General features: G+C 71.3%; 18 protein-coding genes and 1 pseudogene. 11 read left to right on the top strand and 8 right to left on the bottom strand.

Annotated features, from left to right (window positions below; translation table 11 throughout):
• The 3 genes and pseudogenes from IG08_RS0138175 to IG08_RS0138165 all read right to left on the bottom strand — a co-directional run.
• Positions 1–498: pseudogene (locus IG08_RS0138175) on the bottom strand (IS200/IS605 family accessory protein TnpB-related protein); the annotation flags it as partial.
• Positions 499–787: 289 nt separating this feature from the next.
• A complete protein-coding gene (locus IG08_RS0138170) occupies positions 788–2,572 on the bottom strand; it encodes an alkaline phosphatase family protein (protein WP_030613916.1) in 1,785 nt (594 codons plus the stop codon).
• A 142-nt stretch (positions 2,573–2,714) separates the two neighbouring features.
• Complete coding sequence (locus IG08_RS0138165) at positions 2,715–4,349, bottom strand: acyl-CoA synthetase (RefSeq protein ID WP_030613914.1); 1,635 nt, start codon at positions 4,347–4,349, stop codon at positions 2,715–2,717.
• Between the two features lie 180 nt (positions 4,350–4,529).
• Here IG08_RS0138165 and IG08_RS0138160 point away from each other — a divergent pair, with 180 nt between their 5' ends.
• The 6 genes from IG08_RS0138160 to IG08_RS0138135 all read left to right on the top strand — a co-directional run bounded on the left by IG08_RS0138160 (position 4,530) and on the right by IG08_RS0138135 (position 9,985).
• Positions 4,530–5,330: a crotonase/enoyl-CoA hydratase family protein gene (locus IG08_RS0138160; RefSeq protein WP_030613912.1), complete on the top strand. Its 801-nt coding sequence runs from the start codon at positions 4,530–4,532 to the stop codon at positions 5,328–5,330.
• Positions 5,331–5,471: 141 nt separating this feature from the next.
• Entirely contained in the window at positions 5,472–6,413 is a 942-nt protein-coding gene (locus IG08_RS0138155) for a Zn-ribbon domain-containing OB-fold protein (protein WP_030613910.1), read from the top strand.
• Positions 6,410–7,459, top strand: a complete 1,050-nt coding sequence (locus tag IG08_RS0138150) for a thiolase domain-containing protein (protein ID WP_030613908.1) — start codon at positions 6,410–6,412, stop codon at positions 7,457–7,459. Before IG08_RS0138155 ends, IG08_RS0138150 begins: the two co-directional genes overlap by 4 nt.
• Positions 7,456–8,622: a thiolase domain-containing protein gene (locus IG08_RS0138145; RefSeq protein ID WP_030613906.1), complete on the top strand. Its 1,167-nt coding sequence runs from the start codon at positions 7,456–7,458 to the stop codon at positions 8,620–8,622. The genes IG08_RS0138150 and IG08_RS0138145 overlap by 4 nt, the downstream gene beginning before the upstream one ends.
• A gap of 83 nt (positions 8,623–8,705) precedes the next feature.
• Entirely contained in the window at positions 8,706–8,948 is a 243-nt protein-coding gene (locus IG08_RS0138140; protein ID WP_030613904.1) for a DUF397 domain-containing protein, read from the top strand.
• Positions 8,949–9,082: 134 nt separating this feature from the next.
• Positions 9,083–9,985 (top strand): universal stress protein, encoded by a 903-nt coding sequence (locus IG08_RS0138135; RefSeq protein WP_030613902.1) that lies wholly within the window; start codon positions 9,083–9,085, stop codon positions 9,983–9,985.
• Positions 9,986–9,997: 12 nt separating this feature from the next.
• Here IG08_RS0138135 and IG08_RS0138130 read toward each other — a convergent pair whose 3' ends face one another.
• Entirely contained in the window at positions 9,998–10,651 is a 654-nt protein-coding gene (locus IG08_RS0138130; protein ID WP_030613900.1) for a pyridoxine/pyridoxamine 5'-phosphate oxidase, read from the bottom strand.
• 47 nt (positions 10,652–10,698) lie between these two features.
• Here IG08_RS0138130 and IG08_RS0138125 point away from each other — a divergent pair, with 47 nt between their 5' ends.
• The 4 genes from IG08_RS0138125 to IG08_RS0138110 all read left to right on the top strand — a co-directional run bounded on the left by IG08_RS0138125 (position 10,699) and on the right by IG08_RS0138110 (position 17,383).
• A complete protein-coding gene (locus IG08_RS0138125) occupies positions 10,699–11,310 on the top strand; it encodes a CGNR zinc finger domain-containing protein (RefSeq protein WP_030613897.1) in 612 nt (203 codons plus the stop codon).
• 109 nt (positions 11,311–11,419) lie between these two features.
• Positions 11,420–14,299 carry an ATP-binding protein gene (locus IG08_RS0138120; protein ID WP_030613896.1) on the top strand — a complete coding sequence of 960 codons (2,880 nt, stop codon included), beginning with the start codon at positions 11,420–11,422 and terminating at the stop codon, positions 14,297–14,299.
• A 129-nt stretch (positions 14,300–14,428) separates the two neighbouring features.
• A complete protein-coding gene (locus IG08_RS0138115; protein ID WP_030613893.1) occupies positions 14,429–14,926 on the top strand; it encodes a hypothetical protein in 498 nt (165 codons plus the stop codon).
• A 228-nt stretch (positions 14,927–15,154) separates the two neighbouring features.
• The gene (locus tag IG08_RS0138110) at positions 15,155–17,383 is read left to right on the top strand and encodes a glycoside hydrolase family 95 protein (protein WP_030613891.1); all 2,229 of its coding nucleotides are present in this window, start codon (positions 15,155–15,157) and stop codon (positions 17,381–17,383) included.
• Positions 17,384–17,439: 56 nt separating this feature from the next.
• Here IG08_RS0138110 and IG08_RS0138105 read toward each other — a convergent pair whose 3' ends face one another.
• Positions 17,440–19,416 (bottom strand): N-acetylmuramoyl-L-alanine amidase, encoded by a 1,977-nt coding sequence (locus IG08_RS0138105; protein ID WP_030613889.1) that lies wholly within the window; start codon positions 19,414–19,416, stop codon positions 17,440–17,442.
• 273 nt (positions 19,417–19,689) lie between these two features.
• A complete protein-coding gene (locus tag IG08_RS0138100) occupies positions 19,690–20,829 on the bottom strand; it encodes an aminoglycoside phosphotransferase family protein (RefSeq protein ID WP_030613887.1) in 1,140 nt (379 codons plus the stop codon).
• A gap of 254 nt (positions 20,830–21,083) precedes the next feature.
• On the opposite strand from IG08_RS0138100, the gene IG08_RS0138095 reads away from it, so the two are divergent.
• Positions 21,084–22,577 (top strand): DNA-binding protein NsdB, encoded by a 1,494-nt coding sequence (locus IG08_RS0138095; RefSeq protein WP_030613883.1) that lies wholly within the window; start codon positions 21,084–21,086, stop codon positions 22,575–22,577.
• 76 nt (positions 22,578–22,653) lie between these two features.
• On the opposite strand, the gene IG08_RS0138090 is transcribed toward IG08_RS0138095, so the two are convergent.
• Both IG08_RS0138090 and IG08_RS57740 read right to left on the bottom strand, forming a co-directional pair.
• Entirely contained in the window at positions 22,654–24,120 is a 1,467-nt protein-coding gene (locus IG08_RS0138090) for a PP2C family protein-serine/threonine phosphatase (RefSeq protein WP_030613880.1), read from the bottom strand.
• A gap of 755 nt (positions 24,121–24,875) precedes the next feature.
• Positions 24,876–25,733 carry a sigma factor gene (locus IG08_RS57740; RefSeq protein ID WP_338060175.1) on the bottom strand — a complete coding sequence of 286 codons (858 nt, stop codon included), beginning with the start codon at positions 25,731–25,733 and terminating at the stop codon, positions 24,876–24,878.
• Positions 25,734–25,771 lie beyond the last annotated feature (38 nt).

The following is a 25,771-nucleotide window of genomic DNA, read 5'->3' as shown; positions in this document are numbered from 1 at the left end:
CACGGTCCCGGCCTCCCGGTCGGCCCGCTCACGCTCCAGCCGGTCCTCCAGCACCTGCAGGCGGCGGGCCTTGGCATGCCACTCCCGCCGGCTGCGGTAGCCACCCGACGCCCGCTTCGAGCCTGTTGCGCCGACCGGCAGCGCCAGCCGGTCCGCGATCGTCCGGATCCCCGCCTCAAGAGACCGGAGGTGGGCGAGCTGACAGCGGCGGGCCAGCGCCCACTGATCATGCGTGGCCTTGGTGATCGACCCCGCCCACCGGGACGACGACACCGGCGTCAGGCCCCGCTTACGCGCCGCCCACGTCTGCGCGGAATGCTCCAGGCCCTCCGCGCAGCGCACCTTCAAGTCCCGGGAGGCCAGCGAGCCGAGGTGCGCGCCGACCAGGGCGAGGACCTTCTCGTCGGCGGGCGAGAGCTGCTTGAGCCGGGTCCGGATTGCCACGCCCGAGGGGCCGGGCACGACGAACGACGCCGCAAGCTCCCTCAACCCACCCACCCCACACCCCCCCATACAGCCCCTCGAATAACCCGCTCATCACACCCAACGAACGAACACCACACGGAAAGGTCACACATTCGACGAACGAACCCCGATTCCCCTCCCGGGACGACAGCACCCAGCCGCCCGCCGGGACCCTCCACGCTCACTCACACACGCCAGAACGCACTCCCACCCAGTCAGACCCCAGTAGTTCCCAACCCCTGGCTGGACGATCCGGAGTGGTTCGTACGGCGGATCGTGGCGTTCCTCGAACAGCGAGACGTGCTGCCGACGGAGCCGGACGTCACTTCGCGTACGCCGTCATGAAGCGGTCCCGGAACTTGTCCATGCCCCATACCGGTCCGTTCGCGGCGGGCTTGAGGCCCTCGGTCCAGCCCCAGTCGGAGATCCTGTCCAGGACCTTCGGGTCGCGGGCGACGATGGTGATCGGCACGTCCTTGTTGGTGCTGCCGGAGGTGACGGTCGGGACGGGCTGGTGGTCGCCGAGGAACACGAGGACCGTGTTGTCGTCGCCGTAGCGCTGGACCCACTCGGTCAGGCTGTCCAGGGAGTACTGGACGGCCTTCCGGTACTCGGTGCGCACGCTCTTCCCGCTCTTCCAGACCTCCGAGGGGTTCGTGCCCTCCTTCTTGATCTGCTCGAAGACGGAGCCGTCGCCGAGGTCCTCCCAGTCGATCATGTGGGCGATGGGCGACCAGGGCTGGTGGCTGGAGGCGAGGATGATCTCGGCCATGATCGGGTCACGGTTCTTCTTGCCGTGCTCCAGCTTCTCGAAGGCCTCCAGGCTGAACTGGTCGGGCACGGGCGTCCAGCTGAAGTAGGGGCCCTGGTAGCCGAGGTGCTCGGAGTCGTAGATGTGGTCGAGGCCGAAGTACTTGCCCTCGGGCCAGCTCTTCCGCACACCCGGGACGATGCCGACCGTGCGCCAGTCACCGGTCTTCTGGAAGTAGCTGGTGAGGGTCGCGCGTTCGCCGCCGGTCAGGGTCCGGTACCGCTGCTGGTTCTTGACCCACAGGCCGGACAGGAACGTCGAGTGGGCGAGCCAGCTGCCGGCGCCCGCCACCGGTGACCTGAGCCAGCCGCTCCGCGACTCGAATCCGGCCGCCTTGAGCCGGCCATTGCCTTCCTTGAGCGTCGCGTCGATCTCCGGCGCCATCGCCGGGTCGTCGATCGCGACACGGCCGTAGCTCTCGACGAAGGTGAACAGGACGTCCTTGCCCTGCAGTCCGGTCAGCAGCTGGTCGGGCGGGGTGTCGGCGAAGGCGTCGACCGTGGCCTGCTTCTTGAAGACCTTGGCGTCCCCCAGGCCGTTGCGCACTGCCTCCACACGGTTGGCGAGGTACGTGGTGTTGCCCTTGGTGGCGACCGTGACACCGCTGAACTGCACGCCTGTGGTGAAGCAGGTGATCCATACGGTGCCGAGGACGAGGGTGGTGTTGACGGCCACGGATCGGTGCCGCGACATGACGTTCGTCAGCCGCACCACGGCGAGGATGCTCAGCGTGAGCACGACGAGGAGCAGGACGATCACCCCGGTCACCGCGAGCACCTGCCCCGATCGGCCGAACGACTCCCTGAGGTACTCCGTGGCGTCGTCCAGCAGAATCCAGTCGAAGACCAGGTCGAACGGCCGGGCCAGGAACTGCCAGAAGCCGATGTCGAGGAACTTCAGGACGGTGAACAGTCCGAGGAACACCCCCGAGACGACGGCCGCGATCCGCCGTGGCTTCGCCGGCAGCGCGAGCAGCAGGCCCGCCAGCAGGATTGCTTCGGCGGGGATGCGGAGGAACGACTGGAACGTCATCCGGTCGATCCGGGTGGGCAGGAGCAGTACGGCGAGCACCAGCACACCGGCCAGGACGTGCGTCCCCACGTTCACACCGCGTGCCGTACGGGGGTAGCGACGGCGCCAGCCGAACCAGCCGGACTTCTCGGTGGGGCCGGTCTCCTCGGCGACGTCCTCGGCCGTCTCCTCGCCCGCCGGTTTCTCCACGACGGTGCCGGCGTCCGCGTCCGCCCCGTCCTCGGTGGAGTCCGACTGCTGACGAGCGCGAGTGAAGAGCGACACCCGGTGGTCCTTCCGTGCTGTCGTGCGATGGCGTGCGGCGAAGCGGTGGCATGGCAAACAGGGCCCGGTATTCGAGCCTGCCACCACCAGTACGTCCGCACGTCACCTTCGGTTCAATCGCACGGGGCCGGAACCAGCCGATTCACCCGTCCGCCGCCACCGACACCTGCCGCGCCCACCGGTAGTCCGCCTTGCCGCTCGGGGACCGCTGGATGGACTCAGCGATCACCAGCTGGCGCGGGATCTTGTACCCCGCGAGCCGAGCCCGGCAGTGGGTCTGGACGTCCTCCAGGGACGGCCGTGCCGCGCCCTCCCGCAACTGCACCACGGCCGCCACATGGTGTCCCCACTTCACATCGGGCACCCCGGCCACCAGCGCGTCGTACACGTCGGGATGGGACTTCAGCGCCTGCTCGACCTCCTCCGGGTACACCTTCTCGCCCCCGGTGTTGATGCACTGGGAGCCCCGGCCGAGGACGGTGACGACGCCCTCCTCGTCGACGGTGGCCATGTCGCCGAGCAGTACCCAGCGTTCGCCGTCCTTCTCGAAGAAGGTCTCGGCGGTCTTGCGCGGGTCGTTGTAGTAGCCGAGCGGCACATGGCCGCACTGGGCGACCCGGCCCACCTCGCCCACGGCGACCGGCTCATGGCCGGCCGGATCGACCACCTGGGTACGGGAGTTGACCCGGACACGGAAACCGCGCTCGGGACCGGCGTCGTCCGTCGCCGTACCGTTGAAGCCGGACTCCGAGGAGCCGAAGTTGTTGAGCAGCATGATGTGGGGCACGAGCGCGAGAAACTGCCTGCGCACGGTGTCCGACATGACGGCCCCCGACGAGGACACGCTGAACATCGACGACATGTCGGTGCCCTTCAGCGGGCCCTCCAGGGCGTCGATCAACGGCCGCAGCATCGCGTCGCCCACCAGCGACATGCTGGTGACCTTCTCCTTCTCGATCGTCCGCAGCACTTCCTCGGGCACGAACTTGCGGTGCAGCACGACCCGTTGACCGAAGTTGAAGCCGATGAACGCCGTCAGCGTGGAGGTGCCGTGCATCAGCGGGGGAGCGGGGAAGAAGGTGATGCCCGCACCGCCCGCCGCGACACGCTCGGCGAGCTCCTCGGGCTTCTTGACCGGCGCGCCGGTCGGCGCGCCGCCGCCGAGCCCCGAGAAGAACAGGTCCTCCTGCCGCCACATCACGCCCTTGGGCATGCCGGTGGTGCCGCCGGTGTAGATGATGAACTGGTCGTCGCCCGAGCGTGGCGGGAACCCCCGCTCCGGGGACCCGGCGGCTGTGGCGTCCGTGAAGGTCGTGGCGTCCGTGAGGGCTGTGGCGTCCGTGAGGGTTGTGGACTCCTGCGCCCCGACCCGCACCAGGTGCCGCAGCCGGTCCGTGAGCGGCAGTGCCGCCGCCACCCGGTCCGTGAACTCCGTGTCGAAGACCAGGCCCACCAGATCGGCGTCCCGGTAGAGGTACACCAACTCGTCCTCTACGTAGCGGTAGTTGACGTTGACCGGCACGATCCGCGCCTTCAGGCAGCCCAGCACCGTCTGCAGGTACTCGACGCCGTTGTAGAGGTGCAGACCGACGTGCTCGCCGGGCTGTATCCCGCTGCTGAGCAGATGGTGGCCGATGCGGTTGGCCGCGGCGTCCAGCTCCGCATACGTCAGCCGGCGTTCCGCCCCCGTGCCGGGGTGGTCGATGTACACGAGCGCCTCGCGGTCCGGGACCACGTCGACGACCGACTCGAACAGGTCGGCAAGGTTGTACTCCACCGCTCCTCCTGACCCACCTCGGACGGTCTGACTCTCCACCGGTTCGCCGGTCATCAGAGCAAAGGGCACCGCAACTGTGAAGGGTCCGCGCGAATAAATCTGACTGCCTGTCAGAAAACTCTTGAAGTGCTCCGGCGCCTCCTGCAACCTGTTCTCGTTCTTTCAGAGGGGAGATGGGCGATGGGTGGGACGGAACACCTCACCGTGCAGCGCGAGGGCGCCACACTGGTGCTCACGCTCAACAGGCCGGAGGCGAAGAACGCACTCTCGTTGCCGATGCTCGTCGGTCTCCACGACGGCTGGGTGGAGGCGGACGCGGACGACTCGGTCCGCTCGATCGTCTTCACCGGGGCGGGCGGCTCGTTCTGCGCGGGCATGGACCTCAAGGCCCTTGCAGGGAAAGGGATGGAGGGCGAGCAGTACCGGGACCGCCTCAAGGCCGACCCGGACCTGCACTGGAAGGCGATGCTGCGCCACCATCGCCCCCGCAAGCCGGTGATCGCCGCCGTCGAGGGGTACTGCGTCGCGGGCGGCACCGAGATGCTCCAGGGCACCGACATCCGGGTCGCCGGCGAGTCCGCGACCTTCGGCCTGTTCGAGGTGAAGCGCGGCCTGTTCCCGATCGGCGGCTCCACGGTCCGCCTCCAGCGCCAGATCCCGCGCACCCACGCCCTGGAGATGCTGCTCACCGGACGCCCGTACACCGCGCGGGAAGCCGCCGACATCGGGCTGATCGGGCACGTCGTGCCCGACGGCACGGCGCTCGCCAAGGCCCTGGAGATCGCCGAACAGATCAACGCGTGTGGGCCGTTGGCCGTCGAGGCCGTCAAGGCCTCGGTGTACGAGACCGCCGAGATGACCGAGACGGATGGACTCGCGGCCGAACTCAAGCGGGGGTGGCCGGTGTTCGACACCGCCGATGCCAAGGAAGGTGCACGCGCCTTCGCCGAGAAGCGGCCCCCGGTCTACAAGCGCGCGTAGCGCTCTGCCTGGTGCGGCGGTTCGGCGACTGCTGGCCGTCTGTGGCTGGTCGCGCCCACGCGGCGGAGCCGCAAATGTCACAGCCCCGCGCCCCTTTGGGGCGCGATGCCCCGCCCCTGCTTCGAAGGAGGCAAGCCCCTGATGCCCGAAGTCCTCAAAGCGCCCCTCGTCGTCGAGTTTCCCTTTACCCGATCCCTCGGCCCCGTCCAGAGCGCGTTCCTCACCGGCCTGCGTGAACGCGTCGTCCTCGGCGTGAAGACGACCGACGGCCGCACCCTCGTCCCGCCCGTCGAGTACGACCCCGTCACCGCCGAGGAGATCCGGGACCTCGTCGAGGTCGCCCCCACCGGCACCGTCACCACCTGGGCCTGGAACCACGCCCCCCGCCGCGGCCAGCCGCTCGACACGCCCTTCGCCTGGGTCCTGGTCCGCATGGACGGCGCCGACACCGCCCTCCTGCACGCCCTCGATGCCCCAGGCCCCGACGCCGTGCACACCGGCATGCGCGTCCGCGTCCGCTGGGCCGAGGAGCGGTCCGGCGCCATCACGGACATCGCCTGCTTCGAGCCGTACGACGGTGATCCGGCCGAACCCACCGGGCACAGCGGCGAGTTCGAGGCCCCGATCACCGGCATCGTCGCCCCCGCCCGCCTCGACTACACCTACTCGCCCGGCCGCGCCCAGACCGCCTACATCAACGCCCTCTCCGCGCGCCGGGCCGTCGGCGAGCGCTGCCCGTCCTGCCGCAAGGTGTACGTGCCGCCGAGGGGTGCCTGCCCCACCTGTGGTGTCGCCACATCGGAACAGGTGGAAGTGGGTCCCCGCGGCACAGTCACCACCTTCTGCATCGTCAACATCAAGGCGAAGAACCTCGACATCGAGGTGCCCTACGTCTACGCCCACATCGCCCTCGACGGCGCCGACCTCGCCCAGCACGGCCGTATCGGCGGCATCCCCTACGACCAGGTGCGCATGGGCCTGCGCGTCGAGCCGGTGTGGACGGAAGGCGCCCGCTTCCCCGACCACTACCGGCCGACCGGCGAACCCGACGCGGAGTACGACACCTACAAGGAGCTGTTGTGACGCGTGAGATCGCGGTCGTGGCCTTCGCCCAGACCGACCACCGGCGCACCACCGAGGAACTCTCCGAGGTCGAGATGCTCATGCCGGTCCTGCACGACGTGCTGGACCAGACCGGCCTGAAGACCGCCGACATCGACTTCACCTGCTCCGGCTCCAGCGACTACCTGGCCGGCCGCGCCTTCTCCTTCACGCTCGCCCTCGACGGCGTCGGCGCCTGGCCGCCCATCTCCGAGTCGCACGTCGAGATGGACGGCGCCTGGGCGCTGTACGAGGCGTGGACCAAGCTGCTGACGGGCGATGCCGACACCGCTCTGGTGTACGCGTACGGCAAGTCGTCGCCCGGGTCCGTGCGTGACGTACTGACGCGCCAGCTCGACCCGTACTACGTCGCCCCCCTGTGGCCCGACTCCGTTGCCCTCGCCGCCCTTCAGGCGCAGGCGCTCATCGACGCGGGCCACACGGACGAACCCGAGCTCGCCGCCGTGGCGTCCCGCAGCCGCGCGGACGCGACCGCCAACTCCCATGCACAGCTCAGGGGTTCAATACCGCAGGGCGACTATCTCGTACGGCCCCTCCGTACCGGCGACTGCCCGCCCATCGGCGACGGAGCCGCCGCCGTGATCCTCGCCGCGGGGGAGCGGGCCCGGGAACTGTGCACGCGGCCCGCCTGGATCCGCGGCATCGACCACCGCATCGAGGCGCACAGCCTCGGCGTCCGCGACCTGACCGACTCGCCCTCCACGCGTCTGGCCGCCGAGAAGGCCGGCGCCTTCGAACGGCCCGTCGACACCGCCGAGTTGCACGCGCCGTTCACCTCGCAGGAGGTCGTCCTGCGCAAGGCACTGGGGCTCGACGACACCGTGCGCGTCAACCCCTCCGGCGGGGCCCTCGCCGCCAACCCGATGATGGCCGCCGGACTCATCCGCATCGGCGAGGCCGCCGCCCGTATCCACCGGGCCGAGTCCGACCGGGCCCTCGCCCACGCCACCTCCGGCCCCTGTCTCCAACAGAACCTGGTCGCCGTACTCGAAGGGGATCCGCGATGAGCAAGGAGCCCGTGGCCGTCGTAGGCATCGGCCAGACCAAGCACGTGGCGGCCCGGCGGGACGTGTCGATCGCCGGGCTGGTGCGCGAAGCCGCCCAACGGGCCCTCGACGACGCCGAGTTGATGTGGGCCGACATCGACGCCGTCGTCATCGGCAAGGCGCCCGACTTCTTCGAGGGCGTCATGATGCCGGAGCTGTACCTGGCCGACGCGCTCGGCGCGGTGGGCAAGCCCATGCTGCGGGTGCACACCGCCGGCTCGGTCGGCGGCTCCACCGCGCTGGTCGCCGCCAACCTGGTCGCCGCCCGCGTGCACGGCACCGTCCTGACCCTCGCCTTCGAGAAGCAGTCCGAGTCCAACGCCATGTGGGGTCTGTCCCTGCCGATCCCCTTCCAGCAACCCCTGCTGGCCGGGGCGGGCGGATTCTTCGCCCCGCACGTGCGCGCGTACATGCGGCGCAGCGGCGCGCCCGACACGGTCGGCTCGCTGGTGGCGTACAAGGACCGGCGCAACGCGCTGAAGAACCCCTACGCGCACCTCCACGAGCACGACATCACCCTGGAGAAGGTCCAGGCCTCGCCGATGCTGTGGGACCCGATCCGCTACTCGGAGACCTGCCCGTCCTCGGACGGCGCCTGCGCGATGGTCCTCACCGACCGCGCCGGAGCCGCCCGCGCGCCACGGCCGCCCGCCTGGATGCACGGCGGCGCGATGCGCAGCGAACCCACCCTCTTCGCGGGCAAGGACGCCGTGTCGCCCCAGGCCGGCAAGGACTGCGCCGCCGACGTGTACCGACAGGCCGGGATCGCCGACCCGCGCCGGGAGATCGACGCCGTCGAGATGTACGTGCCGTTCTCCTGGTACGAGCCCATGTGGCTGGAGAATCTCGGCTTCGCCGACGAGGGCGAGGGCTGGAAGCTCACCGAGGCCGGGGTGACCGAGCTGGACGGCGACCTGCCCGTCAACATGTCGGGCGGCGTCCTGTCGACCAATCCCATCGGCGCCTCCGGCATGATCCGCTTCGCCGAGGCCGCGCTCCAGGCACGCGGACAGGCCGGGGAACACCAGGTGGAGGGGGCCAGGAGGGTACTCGGGCACGCCTACGGCGGCGGATCCCAGTTCTTCTCGATGTGGCTCGTGGGGGCCGAGCCGCCCCCCTCCTGAAAGGTCCCCCTCACGTGGCCTGTTGGCGTCAGGAACCGATCGCTAGGCTGACCGCGGACGACGCAATCGGGAGGAGCACGGACGTGGCCGAGACCACCATCCAGCAGCAGCCGCTCACGGGCTGGGACAAGCCCGAGCTGGACCTCAGCAGCGCCGAATGGCACTCCAGCAGCCGTGGCCTGGGGGATGTCCAGATCGCCTTTGTCGAGGGGTTCATCGCGATGCGCAACAGTGGCCGCCCGGAGAGCCCTTCCCTGATCTTCACCCCCGCCGAGTGGGGTGCGTTCGTGTCGGGGGCGCGGGAAGGAGAGTTCGACCTCACCTGAGCCGACCCCGGGCCGACCCGGGGGTGTTCCTCCCGTATTTCCGGACACGCGACCCTGAGCGCCTTCCTGGTGCCGATGCCTGAGCGAGGCTGGCCCCAGGAAGGGGAGGGTTGTATTCCGGAGGTGAGGAACCCATGAGCACGCTGCCGGTGATCGCTGCGGTCGACGGTTCGGACGACAGCCTGTGCGCCCTGGACTGGGCCTTCGACGCGGCCCGCAGACGCGCGGCGCCACTGCGGGTGGTCCATGTGCGGCAGTACGCCGCCTGGGCCCAGCCCGAGGTCCTGGCCGCCGGACCGCCCGATCCGGACGACGATCCGGTCCTCGACCAGGTGCGAAGGTATCTGGAGGGGCGCGTCGACCGGCCGCTGACGGAGTACTTGAGCAGGGAAGGCTCCCCGGCTGCCGTGCTGCCCGAACTGGGCTCCACCGCTCAACTGCTGGTGCTCGGCTCCCGCGGCCGCGGCGGCTTCGCCAGTCTGCTGCTCGGCTCCAACGGCATGGCCGCCGCCCGCGACGCCGAGTGCCCGGTCGTCGTGGTGCCCCGCCCCGGACGTGAGGTCCACGGTGAGGCACCGGCCGAGCCCGGCCCCCGGGTGGTCGTCGGCCTGCAGGTGGACAGCCCGGACGAGGCGACGCTCGACTTCGCCTTCACCGAGGCGGGGCTGCGCGGCGCCCGCCTCCAGGTGGTCGCCGCCTACCGGTGGCCGCTGCAGAGCTGGGCGGTCCCGGGCGAACTCGTCCCGCTGATGATCGACCAGGACGCTGTCGAGAGCGAGAACCGCGCCCTCGCCGAGGGCTTCCTCGCCCCGCACCGCACCCGGCACCCCGATGTCCGGGCCGAGCCGTACGTGGCCCCGGGCGACGCGGCGGGCCATCTCGTCGCGGCCTCGAAGGACGCCGACCTGGTCGTCGTCGGCCGACACCGACGACGCCTGCTGGCACCCGCCCGCATGATGGGCTCGGTCGCCCAGGCCGTCCTGCTGCACGCGGCGAGCCCGGTCGCGGTGGTGCCGCCCGCACCGCAGGAGGAGTAAGGGGAGCGGCCGTCACGGCCACAAGAGCTGCTTGCGCCAGCCCTCGCCCTCCCGCAGATACGTCAGCCGCGTGTGCCGTCGCTCCTTGTCGCCCTGCCAGAACTCGACCGACTCGGGCCGTACGGTGTGCAGCGTCCAGCCCGGGGCCACCAGATCCGGCTCTGCCTCCAGCCGGGCCAGCGACTCCTTCACCGCCGTGTCGCGCTCGGCGAGATCCGCGAGCGGCCGGGACTGGCGGCCGAGCAGCGCCTCCGCGCGGGCCCCGACGCCCCGCGCCAGGAAGTCGGCCGCGCTGTCCTCGGCACTCGCCGCGACGACCGGGCCGCGCACCCGGACCTGCCGGGCCAGCGGCGACCAGTAGAAGGTGAGGGCCGCATACGGCCGCACGGCCAGGTCGCGGGCCTTGACGCTGCCGCCGTCCGACGCGAACTGCCAGCCCTCGGGCCCGACCCTCTTGAGGATCAAGGTGCGTGCCGTCGGGTCGCCGTCGGTACCGGCCGTGGAGACGGTCATGGCGTGCGGTTCGCGCACACCCGCCTCGAAGGCCCCGAGCAGCCACCCGGAGAACAGCTCGGACGGGGTGTCCGGTGTCGCGGCGGGATCGAACTGGGGAATGTCGCCCGCGAACACCTCGAGGTCACGCAGCAGCTGACGCAGATCATCCATGGACCCTTTGAGTGCTAATGGATGCGATCGAACCTATCATTAGCCCCATGCAGGACTCGATCAGCAGGGACGCCCACCTCGCCCTGGACCTCGCCCTCACCATCCGGCACGACGGACACGGAGGCGTCGCCGACGACCTCACCGACCCCGCCGGTCTCACCGCCTGGGTCACGGGCCACCCCGACACCGTGCCGGACACCACGGCCTTTGCCGCCGACGAGGCGACGCTCGCCGCCGTCCGCGACCTGCGCGCAGCCGTTCGCTCCCTTTTCGCCCGCGCGGTACGTCCCGGCGAACCGAGCCCCGCCGACGCGGCACGCCTCATGCCCGTACCCGAGGCCGTCGACCGCCTCAACAGGACCGCCGCCCGCACGCCGACCGTCCCGGTGCTGCAGTGGGTCGACGGTGCCGAACCCGTCGTGGACCGGCAGGCGGTGGCAGGTGCGGGAGAGCTCGCGGCCGTCCTCGCGCAGGCGGCGATCGCCTTCCTCGGCAGCCCCGACCGGCAACGACTGCGCGCCTGTCACGCCCCGCGCTGCGTGCGCTACTTCCTAAAGGAGCACCCGCGGCAGGAGTGGTGCAAGCCGTCCTGCGGCAACCGTGCCCGGGTGGCCCGGCACCACCAACGGCACAAGGCCGCCGACAGCCTCGGCCAGTAACGGTGGAAGCGGTTCGTGCGCACCCCGTGAGGCGTACGCTGAGGTGCCTGTAGGTCACGGTGCGCGCTCGCTCCCCGCGCGGGCGTACCACCGGGGCGGGGGGTGCGCCATGACACAGCGCAGTGCACGCAGCAGCAGGACTCTCTTCGAACGGGAGAGTGAACTCGCCGCCGTCGACGAGGCGTTGGGAGAGCTCACCGGCCTGCGCACGGACGGGGCCGAACCGCACGGCCGCCCGCACGGAGCCCTGCTCGCCTTCGCCGGCCGCGCCGGCATCGGCAAGACCACCCTGCTCGCCGAGGTCCGCCGCCGGGCCGCGGCCCGGGGCTGCACCGTCCTGTCCGCCCGCGGCGGCGACCAGGAGCAGCGGGTCGCCTTCCACGTCGCCCGGCAGCTCCTGCAGCCACAGTTCGCCGGGGCGGCCGAGGTCGACCTCCGTTCCTCGCTGGGCAGTTGGTACGGCATCGTCGGCCCCGCGCTCGGCCTGTGCGCCCCGACCGACGGATCCCCGCCCGACCCACAGGGCCTGCGCGACGGGCTCGACTGGGTGCTCACCCATCTCGCCGTACTGCGCGCCCCGATGGTGCTCGTTCTCGACGACGCCCACTGGGCAGACCCCGAATCCCTGGGCTGGCTGGCCGCGTTCGCGCCCCGCGCAGAGGAACTCCCGATGCTGGTCGTCGTCGCCTACCGGCCCGACGAACTCCCCGATCACGCCGAGTCGTTCAGGGGACTGCCCGGGCGGGCCGGCGGACGCCCGCTCGACCTGGAGCCGCTCAGCGCCGTCGCCGTCGCCGGTCTCGTACGGGAGACCCTCGGTGCCCACGCCGACGACGCGTTCTGCCGTGAGTGCTGGGCCGTCACCGCGGGCAACCCGTTCGAGGCCGTCGAGCTGACGGTCAAGGTGCGCGACCGCGGCGTCGCCCCCACCGAGGCCGCGGCCCACCTGCTGCGCGATCTCGGCGCCGCCGTCAAGGGCAGCGGCCTCGTCACCCGCCTCGAACGCCTCGGCACCTCGACCGTGCGCTTCGCCTGGGCCTGCGCCGTCCTCGGCACCGAGATCCATCCGCTGCTCGCCGCCGCCGTCGCCGGACTGGGCCACGAGGAGGCCGCCGACGCGGCCGACGCCCTGCGCGGCGCCCGCATCCTCACCGGCGTCGAGTCCCTGGAGTTCGTGCACCCGCTCATCGCCACCGCCGTCTACCGGGCCATCCCGGCCGGTGTCCGCGTCGCCCTGCACGGCCAGGCAGCCTGGTGCGTGGTCAACGACGGACGGGGCCCCGCCGCGGCCGCCCGGCACCTCCTGGAGACCCATCCCGACGGGGACCCCTGGGTGGTACAGCAGCTGCGCGCCGCCGCCGTGGAGACGCTGCGGGCCGGTGCCCCGGACTCCGCACGCAGCTACCTCGCCCGCGCCCTGCGCGAACCGCCGCCCTCCGAGGACCGCGCCGCCGTCCTGTACGAACTGGGCTCCGCCTCGCTGCTCACCGAACCCGCCACCACGGTCAACCACCTGCGCGCCGCCCTCGAAGAGCCCATCGCGGACGCCGAGTTGAGGCACCACGTCGTCTACCGGCTCTCCCAGGTCCTCGCCCACAGTGACCGTCTCGCCGAAGCCTCGGACACCCTGGCCCGCGAGATCCGCGTCACCGGCGACGCCCGCGTCAAGCTGCGCATGGTCGCCGAACAGTTCATGTGGGATGCCTTCCGCGCCGACGAACCCGACCATCCCTCGCGCTCCCGCCGCCTCACCAGGCTCGCCGACCGCCTCTCCGGCCGCGACCTCACCGAGCGGTACATCATCGGCCTGCGCGCCTGGGACGCGGTACTGCGCGGCGAACCCGCCCACATCGCCCTCCACCACGCCGAACGCGCCCTCGCCGGAGGCCTCGGCTGGGCCGAGCCCGACCGCGGATTCGAGGTGCCCGTCCTGGTCGCCCTCGCCTTCACGTACGCCGACCGGCCCGGCCGCACCGAGGAACTGTTCGCCGCCGGGATCGCCGACTTCGAGCGCCAGGGCTGGCGCGGCGCCCACCTCTCCTTCGCCTACACCCTGCTCGCCTACGTCCGCTTCCGCCGGGGCAGGCTCGCCGAGGCCGAGGACTTCGTCCGCGCGGGGCTCAGGCTCGCCGAGCGCGTCGGCCCGGGAACCCCGGCCCACTGGTACGCCGTCGGCATCCTCATCGAGGTCCTGCTCGCCCGCGGCCGGGTCACCGAGGCCGCGCAGATCGGCGACGACTACTCCTTCGAGGCCCCCTTCCCGGCCGCCGTCGTCTTCCCCGACGCCCAGACCGTGCACGGCGAGCTGTTACTGGCCCGCGGCCGCCCCAAGGACGCGGCCGCCGAGCTCGCTGCCGCCGGCCGCCGACTCGACCCGCGCGGGATGCGCAACCCCGCCTGGTGCCCCTGGCAGCTCCACCTCGCCCGCGCCGAAAGCCACGACGCCCCCGAGCGCGCCGTCGCCACCGCTCTCGAAGCGGTCGCCCGTGCCCGGCAGTTCGGCGCACCGTCCGCCGTCGGCCAGGCACTGCGCCTCGCCGCCGAGGTGTCCTCGGGCTCGGCCCGAGTGAAGCTGCTGGAGGAGTCCGTCGTCCACCTGGAGCGCTCACCGGCCGCCTACGAGCTCGCCTCGGCCCTGGTCGCCCTCGGTACGGAGCTGCGCCGCACGGGCCGCCCCGCGGAGGCCGCCGAGCACTTGTACCGGGGGCTCGACGCGGCCGTGCAGTGTGGGGCCGACGGCCTGGTGGAGGCGACCCGCGACGAGCTCGCCGCGGCCGGTCTGCGCCCACGGCGCCTGCACAGCACGGAGACGGACACGCTGACGGCCCGCGAACGCACGGCGGCGAACCTGACGGTCCAGGGCCGTACGGAGGCCGAGATCGCCAAGGAACTACGGATCGACGAGCCGACGGCGGTACGGCTGCTGTCGGGGGTCTACCGAAAGGTGGGCACGGACCGTACGGGCCTGGGAACAGCACTGGGTCACTGACAGCCAAGGCCGGGCCGGCCAACTCAGGGGTGCGGGGCTGTATCGATATGCGGCTCCGCCGCGTGGGCGCGACCAGCCTCCACCACCCGCACCCGCACGACAGCCTCGCGGCCCATTACTATTGGCGGCATGTCGTTCCTCCGCCGCCGCAGTGCCACTCCCGCCGGGCCCGACTTCGACGTACTGGCCATGGACCCGGGCGACTGGCCCGGCAATCTGGGCGCGGGGCTGCTGCCCGCTCCCGACGGCACCTGCCAGGGCGTGTTCCTGCGCTACGACCTGTTCGGTGGCCGCGGCCCGGCGATGATCATCGGCAATCTGCCCGAGGGCTCCCCGGCCCGCGAGATCCCCGAGGGCGAGATCCCCTTCGAGGTGGCCCAACTGCTGATCGCGCTGGAGAACGAGGAGGAGGTGACCGTCGTCGGCACCGAGGACATGCCGGTGATGCAGGGTGACAACCTTCTGATCGTGCGCCGCCTCAAGCTCTCCGAGAGCCGGATCTCCTGCGTGCAGTTCGACCGCAGTGACAACGTCCTGGTGACCATCGCCGCGTGGGACCGTCCGATCACCGACGACCTGTACGCCCTTCTCAAACCGCTGCCCGCGGAGCTGTTCCAGCAGGGCTGAGGTCCCGCATGCGTTGTCATGACCCTTGTCGCCGAGGTCATCGGACCTCTAGCGTCAAGGGTCATGTCGCATGAGTCGCACGAGCCCCATCAGTCTTCCCGAATCTCTCGAAGAAGCACACTGAAGGCCGCAGTCGGCGGCGCCGGTGGTCTCGCCCTTGGCGTGAGCGCGTTAGATCCCACCCAGGCTGCGGCCGCAGAGTCATCCGATGTATCACCGGAGTCTCCGGTGCTCTGGTACTCCACCCCGGCCGCCGACTGGGAACGCGAGGCCCTGCCCCTTGGCAGCGGCGCCCTCGGCGCCATGGTGTTCGGCACCCTCGCCTCCGAACGGCTGCAGTTCAACGAGAAGACCCTGTGGACCGGCGGCCCCGGCTCCGTCCAGGGCTACGACCACGGCAACTGGCGCGAGCCCCGCCCCGGCGCGATCACCGCCGTCCAGGACGACCTCGACGCGCAGACCACGCTCGATCCCGACGGGGTGGCCGCCCGCCTCGGCCAGCCACGTGTCGGCTACGGCGCCCACCAGACCTTCGGCGACCTGTACTTCGACGTGCCCGGCGCCCCGACAACGACTCCGGACGACTACCGCCGCGACCTCGACCTCGACAGAGCGATCGCCTCGGTCGGCTACACCGGCCAAGAAGTGCGACACCAAAGGGAGTTCTTCGCCTCCCACCCCGACGGCGTGATCGTGGGCCGCTTCAGCGCCGACCGGCCCGGCAGCGTCACTCTCACCCTCCGCTACGGCTCACCGCGCACCGACTTCACCGCCTCCGCCACCGACGGAACACTGACCGTCCGCGGCGCGCTGGCCGACAACGGCCTGCGCTTCGAAGCGCAGATCCGCGTCCGCAGCAAGGGCGGCACCGTGACATCGAACGCCGACGGCACGATCACCGTGACCGGGGCCGACAGCGCGTGGTTCGTCCTGGCCGCCGGCACGGACTACGCCGACACCTACCCCGACTACCGGGGCCCGGACCCGCACACCGCCGTCACCCGGACCATCGCGAAGGCGGGCGACCGCTACGAGTCTCTGCTTGCCCGGCACGTCCACGACCACCGAGCGCTCTTCCGCCGGGTCTCCCTGGACATCGGACAGTCACTGCCCGAGGACGTCCCGACGGACCGGTTGCTGTCCGCCTACGCCGGCGGCACGAGCGCGGCGGACCGCGCCCTGGAGGCTCTCTTCTTCCAGTACGGCCGCTACCTGCTCATCGCCTCCTCGCGCCCGGGCTCCCTGCCCGCGAACCTCCAGGGCGTCTGGAACCAGAGCACCACACCCCCGTGGTCCGCCGACTACCACGTCAACATCAACCTGCAGATGAACTACTGGCTCGCCGAGGCCGCGAACCTCGCCGAGACGACGGCGCCGTACGACCGTTTCGTCGAGGCCCTGCGCGCCCCGGGCCGCCGTACCGCGCAGGAGATGTTCGGTTCACGCGGCTGGGTCGTGCACAACGAGACCAACCCCTACGGCTTCACCGGCGTCCACGACTGGTCGACCGCCTTCTGGTTCCCCGAGGCGGCGGCCTGGCTCACCCAACAGCTCTACGAGCACTACCGGTTCGGCGGCTCCACGGACTACCTGCGCACCACCGCGTACCCCGTGATGAAGGAGGCCGCCGAGTTCTGGCTCGACAACCTGCGCACCGACCCACGCGACGGAACCCTCGTCGTCACCCCCAGCTACTCGCCCGAGCACGGCGACTTCACGGCGGGGGCGGCCATGTCGCAGCAGATAGTGCACGACTTGTTCACCAACACCCTCGAAGCGGCCCGGGTGTTGGGGGACTCGGCCGACTTCCGCCGTCGGGTCGAGGAGGCGCTCGACAACCTCGATCCCGGTCTGCACATCGGTTCCTGGGGTCAACTCCAGGAATGGAAGGAGGACGTGGACGACCCGAAAGACGAACACCGGCACGTCTCCCACCTGTTCGCCCTCCACCCCGGACGTCAGATCGAGCCCGGCAGCGAGTGGGCCGAGGCCGCCAAGGTCTCCCTCACCGCACGCGGGGACGGTGGCACCGGCTGGTCCAAGGCCTGGAAGATCAACTTCTGGGCCGGGCTGCACGACGGCGACCACGCCCACCTGATGCTCGGTGAGCAGCTCAAGCTCTCGACCCTGCCGAACCTCTGGGACACCCACCCGCCGTTCCAGCTCGACGGCAACTTCGGTGCCACCTCCGGCATCGTGGAGATGCTCCTGCAGAGCCGGCACGACGTGATCGAGATCCTGCCCGCCCTCCCCGCCGCCTGGCCGAAGGGCTCGGTCCACGGCCTGCGCGCCCGTGGCGGCGCCACCGTCGACATCGAATGGGCGGCCGGCCGGGCGACGCGCATCGCGCTCCAGGCCTCACGGACCCGTGAACTCACCCTGCGCAGCAGCCTGTTCGAGGGCGGCCAGACGGCCTTCAAGGCGGTCGCCGGTCGGCGCTACAGCTGGGAGCCGTGAAGTGTCGTGGACCCGAGGGCCGGCCGGGGGAAGCCCCCGGCCGGCCCGCAGGCGAGCTAGACCCCTGACGGAACCACGTCCACGTCGGCCGCCCGTACGAAACCCACCCGGTGACCGAACTGGATCTCGTAGTACAGATCCTGACCGACCACCACCTTGTGCGAGTCCGTCGTGAAGGTGACCGCGTAGTAGTACTCGCCCGGCACCTGATCACCGACCACGTACTTCTGGCCTGCGGGCAGGGTGTACGGCAGTGGCGACACCGCCTGTGCCGGGACTCCCGTCGGGTAGGCCGAGGCCTCCGGGTACGCGCGCCCGTACACCGGGACGCTCTTCACATCGCCCTTGGGAGTCACCACCAGGCCCCCCGCGGGCACCGCCGTCGGGTCCTTCCTCGGGTTCCTGAACCAGGCCTCCTGACCCAGGTACCAGATCGCCGTCCAGTCGCCGTCGCGGCGGGAGACCGCGTACTGCTGGCCGGTGGAGACCCGCGAGGAGATGTCGTTCACCCCGGTGGTCGGGGTCGTGCCCAGGCCGATGTCCTTGATCAGGGGGTACGACTCGCCGGGACCGGAGTACAGCCGCACCTCGCTCGAACCATGGACGGCGCACGGCTCGCCCTTGGTGACGCAGCCCGTGTACTCCGGCTGGTTCGTCGTGTAGTCGGGCCGGATCGTCACCAGGCCGCCGTGCTTGCCGGCGGTGGCCTTGAAGGGGCGGCCCAGCAGCTCGAAGTAGTGCCGCCAGTCCCAGTAGGGGCCGGGGTCGGTGTGCATGCCGCCGATGGTCGAGGTGGTCGGGCCCGGCACGTTGTCGTGGCCGAGGATGTGCTGCCGGTCCAGCGGGATGTCGTACTTCCGGGAGAGGTACTTCACCAGCCGGGCCGAGGAGCGGTACATCGCCTCCGTGTACCAGGCGTCCGGGTTGGCCAGGAAGCCCTCGTGCTCCAGGCCGATCGACTTGGCGTTGACGTACCAGTTGCCCGCGTGCCAGGCCACGTCCTTCGCCTTCACATGCTGGGCGATGTGACCGTCGGTGGAGCGCAGGGTGTAGTTCCACGACACATAGGTGGGGTCCTGGACCAGGTTGAGGACGCCGTCCCAGGCGCCCTCCGTGTCGTGGATGACGATGTACTTGATGCTCTGCGAGGCCGGGCGGTCGCCCAGGTCGTGGTTGCCGTAGTCGCCCTCCCCGAACTCCTCGTACGGTGCCGGGATCCACTCGCAGGACACCGACTTCGGGCATTCGGTGTCGGCGGCCGACACGGTGCGCAGCCCCGTCCGCCCGAGCTGCCCGGTGTCGGGGGCCAGGTCCGGTTGCGCGGCCAGCGCGACCAGCTGCCCGGCGTCCGTGGTGCGCTCCTCACCGGTGCGGATCACGTCGTAGACGTCGTTCGCGTAGGCAGCCGCCGTCGCGCTGTCGTCCGCGCCGGAGAAGCGGGCCACGGCGCCGTACCAGTCCGCCGGATCCGCGCTCGGCGGTTCGCCCAGGTCCTTCTGGGCGGCGGCCAGCAGCGCGGCGCCGCCGGCCACGTTCGCGACGGGGTCGGTGCGCAGGTCATCGGCTGGGAGGCCGGTCAGCTCGGCCGCCTTGGACAAGGTCTTGAGGCGGGCCGGGAACTCGGTGGTCTCCGGCACCTTCGTCTCGGGGAGCAGGGCCGCGCGGGCGCTGTCGCCGCGGGCGTCCTCCGTGCCCTCGCTGTGGTGCGGCGCCGTCGTCTCGGCGAGCGCGGTGCGGGCGTCGGTGAGGTGCATCGGTCCGTAGCCGCCGGTCACACTCGGCGCCCCGGCGTGCGCGTCCCAGCGGGACTGCAGATAGGAGACGCCGAGCAACACGCTCTGCGGCACGTGGTACTCGGCGGCCGCGGAGGCGAACGCCAGCTGGAGTCGGTCCGCGGAGGACTGCGCGGCACTCTCGGAAGGGGCGGCGCCGAGCAGCGGCAGCAGCAGGGCCGCGGTGGCCACCGCTCCCGCTGCCGCTCGCCTCCGGCTGTACCCGGCTGCTCTGTTGGGGTCGGTGACGGATCCTCGCAATGCAGCCTCCTGGGACGGTCGGGCGAGATGAGCCGTGCGGGGCCGGGCGTGCGTCAGTGGTACCGGCTGGCCGACGATCCGTCAATCATGCCCAGGGGAAGGCGTTTTCCCCCGTCCATCAGGGTTTACGGGAGTTTCGTGGCGGAGGCTTCCGGGCCTGCGGGGCGTCAGTGGCTCAGGCCAATGAGCACAGTGCGAGGAGAGCGGGGTTCCGGACATACGAAGGTCCGCGGCGCGCCGCTGTCCAGGGCGCACCGCGGACCACCATCCCCGTCAGCGAGTGCCGACCGCCGCGCGTACGGCCCGTCGGGCCAGCTGGCAGTCGTCGTGCAGCCGCCTCAGCAGCAGCCGTTGCTCCTCGCCGGACGGCGCAGCACCCGGGTGGGCCGCTCCCGGTGCCGCCGGGGTCGTGTCGTGCATCGAACGCTGCACGGCCGTCTCGTAGGTACGGATCTCACGGGTCAGTACGAGCATCAGGTTCACCAGGAACGCGTCCCGCGAGGCAGGCCCCGCGGACTGGGCGATCTGGCTGATCTGCCGCCGGGCCACGGGTGCGTCGCCGAGGACCGACCACAGCGTCGCCAGGTCGTACCCGGGGAGGTACCAGCCCGCGTGCTCCCAGTCCACCAGCACTGGACCGGCTGGTGAGAGCAGGATGTTCGACAGCAGTGCGTCGCCGTGGCAGAACTGGCCCATGCCCTGTCGGCCCGCCGAGTGCGCGATGCCGTGCAGCAGCTTCTGCAGGTCGCCCAGGTCCCGGTCGGTGAGCAGCCCCAGCTCGTGGTACCGGTTGATGCGGGTCGCGTAGTCCAGCGGGGCGTCGAAGGTGCCGGCCGGCGGCCGCCAGGAGTTCAGCCGGCAGATCGCGCCGAGTGCCGCCCTGATGTCCGCGCGCGGCGGGGCCTCCGCCGGGTGCCGGTGCAGGGCCGCGACCCGGCCCGGCATCCGCTCGATGACCAGGGTGCAGTTGTCCGGGTCGGCCGCGATCAGGCGGGGCACCCGCACCGGCGGGCGGTGCCGGACGAACGAGCGGTATGCGGCTATTTCGTGCCGGATGCGCTCGGCCCACACGGGGGAGTGGTCGAGTAAACACTTGGCGACGGCCGTGCTGCGTCCCGTCGTGCCGACCAGGAGCACGGAGCGCCCGCTGCGGCGCAGAACCTGCACCGGGGCGAACTCCGGGCAGATCCGGTGCACCGACGCGATCGCCGTGCGCAGCTGGGCGCCCTGGGGGCCGGACAAGTCGAGTCTCCCGCTGAGCGGTTGGGTTCCGAGCCCCGGAGCGCGCCGCGTCCGGCCAGGAACTGGCACGGGGGCCGTCGGGCGCGCGGGGTCGAGGTAGGGGCCGCTGCCCGCCGGGCGGGGGTGCAGCGACCGGGGCGGGGCGGACACGGAGGACGATGCTGCGTACATGGGCGAAACAGATCCCTTCGTGTGCCTGCTGTGCCTTGCGTGTGCTCGAAGAGCAGTCGCGCTACCCGGCCCGGCCCCGTGGGTGCACCCTGGGGAATGTCCCTGCGGCGACCGGGTCGGGGTGGCGCGTTCCTACCTGACACCAGATGCGCAGTGGCACACCATCTGGCGCACCCTGGCGAAGCCTGGCGAATAGTCCCGGAGCAACTGACACGGGGCTACTGTCAACTCAGCCGAGTACCTGGGGGCTTGACGTGAGCGGACAATCCAACACCCGCCTATCGGACCTGTTCGGCCTGGCCGGCTGGTCCAAGGGCGAACTCGCGCGGCTGGTCAACCGGCAGGCGGCGGCCATGGGCCACCCCCAGCTCTCGACCGACACCTCGCGGGTGCGGCGTTGGATCGACACGGGAGAGATCCCGCGCGATCCGGTGCCGCGGGTGCTGGCGACCCTGTTCACCGAGCGTCTCGGCCGTGTCGTGACCATTGAGGACCTCGGTCTGGTCCGGCACGGGCGTACGGGGAAACGGCCAGGCGGCGGGAGTGCGGAACATCCCGACGGCGTGCCGTGGGCGCCCGAACGGACCGCCGCGGTCCTCACCGAATTCACGGGAATGGACCTCATGCTCAACCGACGCGGCTTGGTGGGTGCGGGTGTCGCGCTCACCGCAGGATCCGCACTAAGCAGCGCCATGCACGACTGGCTGCACACCGATCCGGCGCTCACCGCCGATGCCCCCCAGTTCGACGACCCCCTGCACGCCGACCCCGCTGGGTTCGACCGTTACGAGGCCGCCCCCATCGGATCGCAGGAGATCGAGGAGCTGGAGCGCTCGGTCGAGGTGTTCCGGGCCTGGGACGCGGCCCGCGGCGGCGGGCTGCAGCGCAAGGCAGTCGTGGGCCAGCTCAACGAGGTGGGCGGCATGCTCGCCTACCGTCACCCCGACCATCTCCAGCGGCGCCTGTGGGGCGTCGCCGCCAACCTCGCCGTCCTCGCGGGCTGGATGTCGCACGACATCGGCCTCGAACCCACGGCCCAGAAGTACTTCGTCATCGCCGCCCACGCGGCCCGTGAGGGCGGCGACCGGCCCCGCGCCGGGGAGGCGCTCTCCCGAGCGGCTCGCCAGATGGTGCACCTCGGCCGGCCCGACGACGCACTCGACCTGATGAAGCTCGCCCAGTCCGGCTCCGGCGAACAGGTGCTGCCGCGCACCGAGGCGATGCTCTACACCATCGAGGCCTGGGCGCAGGCGTCGATGGGCAAGGGCCAGGCGATGCGCCGCACCCTCGGACAGGCGGAGGACCTCTTCGTCTCCGACAAGAGCGACGTACCGCCGCCGAGCTGGATGCAGACCTTCAAGGAGGAGGATCTGTACGGCATGCAGGCCCTGGCCTACCGCACGTTGGCGGAGTTCGAGCCGGGTGCGGCCGCGCACGCCCAGCACTACGCGGAGAAGGCCCTGGCCCTGCGCGTCGACGGACGGCAGCGGTCGAAGATCTTCGACTTCCTGTCGATGGCCTCCGCCTGCTTCATCGCCGACGACCCCGAACAGGCGGACCGGTACGCACGCCTCGCCCTGGTGTCGATGGGATCCAACTCCTCCCACCGCACCTGGGACCGGCTGCGCCAGATGTACCGGCTCACCGCGGAGTACTCGAGCTACCCGAAGATCCACGAGCTGAGGGAGGAGATCCGGCTGGCACTGCCCAGGCCGAAGGGAAGGGGAGGCAACAGCGCACAGGCGTGAGCACGGGCACAGGGGGCGTGTGCTGCCGTACCTTCGCGGTCACCTCTACGCGGTCACCTACTAGGCAAGTCGCCTTCTAGGCAGTCACCTTGGCGACGAGCACGCAGGCGTCGTCCTTGCGCTCGGCCTCGCCGAACTCCTCCATGACCATCCGCACGCAGTCCTGTGCGGTGCGCGCCTCGGCGAAACGGGGGGCCAGGTCGAGGAGACGGTTCACGGCCGCTGTCCCTGCCTCACTCTCGGCTTCGCTCGAGCGGGGGGACCCCCACCGCCCGGGCACCAGTCCGTCGGTGTGCAGCAGGAGCAGGTCGCCCGGTTCAAGGGTCTCTTCGGCCTGCGCGTAGACGGCACCGGAGGTCGCGCCGAGCAGGACGCCGTCGGGTGAGTTCAGCCTGCGCCCCGCCCCGCCCCGGAACAGCAACGGGGCGGGGTGTCCGGCCTGCGCCCAGACCAGGGTCCGGGTCTCGGGCCGGTAGCGGCAGCACACGGCGCTGCCGAGGGCCGGCTGGACGGTGGCGTCGAGCAACTGGTTGAGCCAGGCCATGAGTTGGCCGGGCTGGGTGCCCGCCATCGCCATGCCGCGCACGGCGCCCAGCAGCGTCGCCATGCCCGATGTCACCGCGACGCCGTGCCCGGTGAGGTCGCCGACGCTGAGCAGTGTCTCGCCGTCGGCCAGTTCGAGCGCGTCGTACCAGTCGCCGCCGATCAGCGCGCTCGTCGAGGAGGGGAGGTAGTGGGCCGCGAGGTCCAGGGTCTCGGTTCCCTGCTGCGGGAGCCGCAGGGAACCGCGCCACGGCGGCAGCACGGCCTCCTGCAGCTCGACCGCGAGCCGGTGCTCGGTCTGCGCGCGCTGCTGGTGGCGTTGTAACGAGTCACGGGTCTCGCTCACCGCCCGCTGACTGCGGCGCAGTTCACTGACGTCCCGCAGCACGGCCCACATCGAGGCGGTGCTGCCGTCGGCGTCGAGCACGGGCTCGCCCATCATGTGCACGGTGCGTACGGAACCGTCCGGGCGCACGATCCGGAACTCCCCGTCGATGCGCTGCGCGTCGACGAGACAGTCCGTGACCATGGTCGTCAGCTTGGGGCGGTCCTCGTCGAGCACCAGGGAGGGGAGTTCGTCGAGCGTGAGCGGGGGAGCGGCGGGGGCGCGGCCCAGGATCTGGTAGAGCTCCCCGGACCAACTGGCCTCGTCCGTCAGCAGGTTCCACTCCGCACTGCCGACCCGGCTGAGCAGCGAGCCGCGCCGGGAAGCGGGCGGCGCGGTTCGGGCGACGGGCTCCGGCCCGGACGTCGTCGGCGCGGGCGGCGGGCCGTCCCGCAGCTGGGCCAAGTGCTCGTCCAGGTCATTGAGTTGATGCAGCGCGAGATCGCACAGCGCGCGCTGCCACCGCTCCTGCGGGTCCGAACCGTCACTGGGCGCGTCCCGCCGTACGGCGTCCACGTCGCCCTTGAGCCGCCGCGCCTGCGAGATGAGCGCGTCGACCGAGCCGCGTCCGGGCGGCTGGGCGGCGGGGCGGTCCGCAGAGAGATGGGACGGCATGACGCACTCCGATGCGGGGACGGTACGACCAAGGCGGACGGAAGGACCGTTACGACTGTTGCACAGGCCGCGACGCGCTGTAAGGGATTTGGCAACACACGATACGGTGGTGCTTCTGGCATATGCCAAAGGCTTCACGGAGTGATCGGGGTGCGCGTGTGGCGTACGTCGTCGAATGGGTCAAGTCGTAGACGGTGTACGTGACTTGACGGGGCGTCGGGGTGGCCGACCTGGTGTTCAGTTGTGTGTTCGACGTCCTTGTGTTCTAGCCAGTCTGGCACAGGTGGATCGGGCCGTGCCAGGGCACGCACACGGGGTCGGGAGTCGTCGGCTCGACGGGTGTCGGTGTGGGCCTCGGTTCAACGGGCGTGGGCGTGGCGGGCGTTGGGGTGACCGGTGTAGGTGCGGCCGGCGTGGGTGTCGGGCTGGCAGGCGTCGGTGTCGCCTCGGGCGCCTGCGTGGGCGGTGTCGTGTTCTCGGGCTCGGCAGTCGTGGCCTGCGGAGGGTCGCTCGGGGCGTGGCCTCGGGAGCCGTTTCCGGTACGTCCGTCTCGGGAGAGGCGTCACCCGACTCTCCCGGCTTCGCGTCCCGTGTCCCGGTCCTCGGCGGCGCCACCGACGCGGCGGCCGACGTCGGAGCGGCCACCGGGCTCTCGGCCGTGATCGCCCTCTGCTGCGGCACCGACGACGACCCGCTCGCGCTCATGACGATCCCGGCCGCGACGGCGGCGCCCGCCACCGTCGTACCGATCGCGGTCATCGCGGCCGCGGGCACCTTCGAGCCACCGTCACCGCATGACGTACGGCGTGCAGGAAGCCGCCGCCGTGCCCGCCCGGGGCCGCACCGGCGGACCCCGCCGCGAGCGGGAGCAGGAACTTGCCCGCTCCGCCCAGGACGAAGATCGGCAGGGCCGGACCCACCAGCGCGGGCAGCCGGTCGTTGGCACGCATCAGTACCGCGAGCCGGGCGCGGCAGTCGTCGCAGCCGTCGACGTGGGCGAGGAGCTGCTCCGTCCGCCGGGACGTCGAGGCCTCGCGGACGTACGCGGGCATGCGGTCCCAGTGCGCCTCGCAGGCGGGATCGCCGGGCACCCCCGGGTGCGATCGCAGGAAGGCCCGGCGCATGCCCTCGCGCGCCCGGTGCAGCAGGACGGCCGTGGCGCCCTGCTCGGTGCCGATGCTCCGGCCGACGTCCTCCAGCGGCCGCCCCTCCGCCTCCGCGAGCCACAGCGCCTTCACCCAGCGTTGCGGCAGCTGGCCAAGGACGCGGACCAGAAGGTCGACGGAGGAGATGTGCTCGGCGGGGTCGTCCTCCGCCGCACCGACCTCGACACGCTCGGCGACCCAGGGGTCCTGCGGCGTCTCCCGGGCGGCGCTGCTGCCCACCGTCGCCGCGAGGTGGCGCGCGGTCGTCATCAGGTACGCGGGCACATTGTCGACCTCGTGCCCCGTGGACAACCGGCGCCAGACCCGGAAGTGCGCCTCGGCGACCAGGTCCTCGGCGACCCACGGGTTACCGGTCAGTGAGCGGGCATAGGCGACCAGGCGCGGCGGGGCTGTCGGGCATGGCAGGAACTCTCCCGTCCCCTGCGGTGGGTTCGGGCAAGTTTGCAACCCTAAATAAAGAATGCACCTTTTGGGCGTGATGCAGG

This window comes from Streptomyces fulvoviolaceus, from assembly GCF_000718165.1.
GTDB lineage: Bacteria > Actinomycetota > Actinomycetes > Streptomycetales > Streptomycetaceae > Streptomyces > Streptomyces fulvoviolaceus.
This window is presented reverse-complemented; position numbering and strand designations above follow the sequence as displayed.

Coding starts and splice junctions, on each gene's coding strand:
- IG08_RS0138155 (WP_030613910.1), top strand. CDS start 5,472: ATGCCCGAAGTCCTCAAAGCGCCCCTCGTCGTCGAGTTTCCCTTTACC.
- IG08_RS0138130 (WP_030613900.1), bottom strand. CDS start 10,651: ATGGATGATCTGCGTCAGCTGCTGCGTGACCTCGAGGTGTTCGCGGGC.
- IG08_RS0138115 (WP_030613893.1), top strand. CDS start 14,429: ATGTCGTTCCTCCGCCGCCGCAGTGCCACTCCCGCCGGGCCCGACTTC.
- IG08_RS0138145 (WP_030613906.1), top strand. CDS start 7,456: ATGAGCAAGGAGCCCGTGGCCGTCGTAGGCATCGGCCAGACCAAGCAC.
- IG08_RS0138135 (WP_030613902.1), top strand. CDS start 9,083: ATGAGCACGCTGCCGGTGATCGCTGCGGTCGACGGTTCGGACGACAGC.
- IG08_RS0138160 (WP_030613912.1), top strand. CDS start 4,530: ATGGGTGGGACGGAACACCTCACCGTGCAGCGCGAGGGCGCCACACTG.
- IG08_RS0138125 (WP_030613897.1), top strand. CDS start 10,699: ATGCAGGACTCGATCAGCAGGGACGCCCACCTCGCCCTGGACCTCGCC.
- IG08_RS0138090 (WP_030613880.1), bottom strand. CDS start 24,120: ATGCCGTCCCATCTCTCTGCGGACCGCCCCGCCGCCCAGCCGCCCGGA.
- IG08_RS0138120 (WP_030613896.1), top strand. CDS start 11,420: ATGACACAGCGCAGTGCACGCAGCAGCAGGACTCTCTTCGAACGGGAG.
- IG08_RS0138100 (WP_030613887.1), bottom strand. CDS start 20,829: ATGTACGCAGCATCGTCCTCCGTGTCCGCCCCGCCCCGGTCGCTGCAC.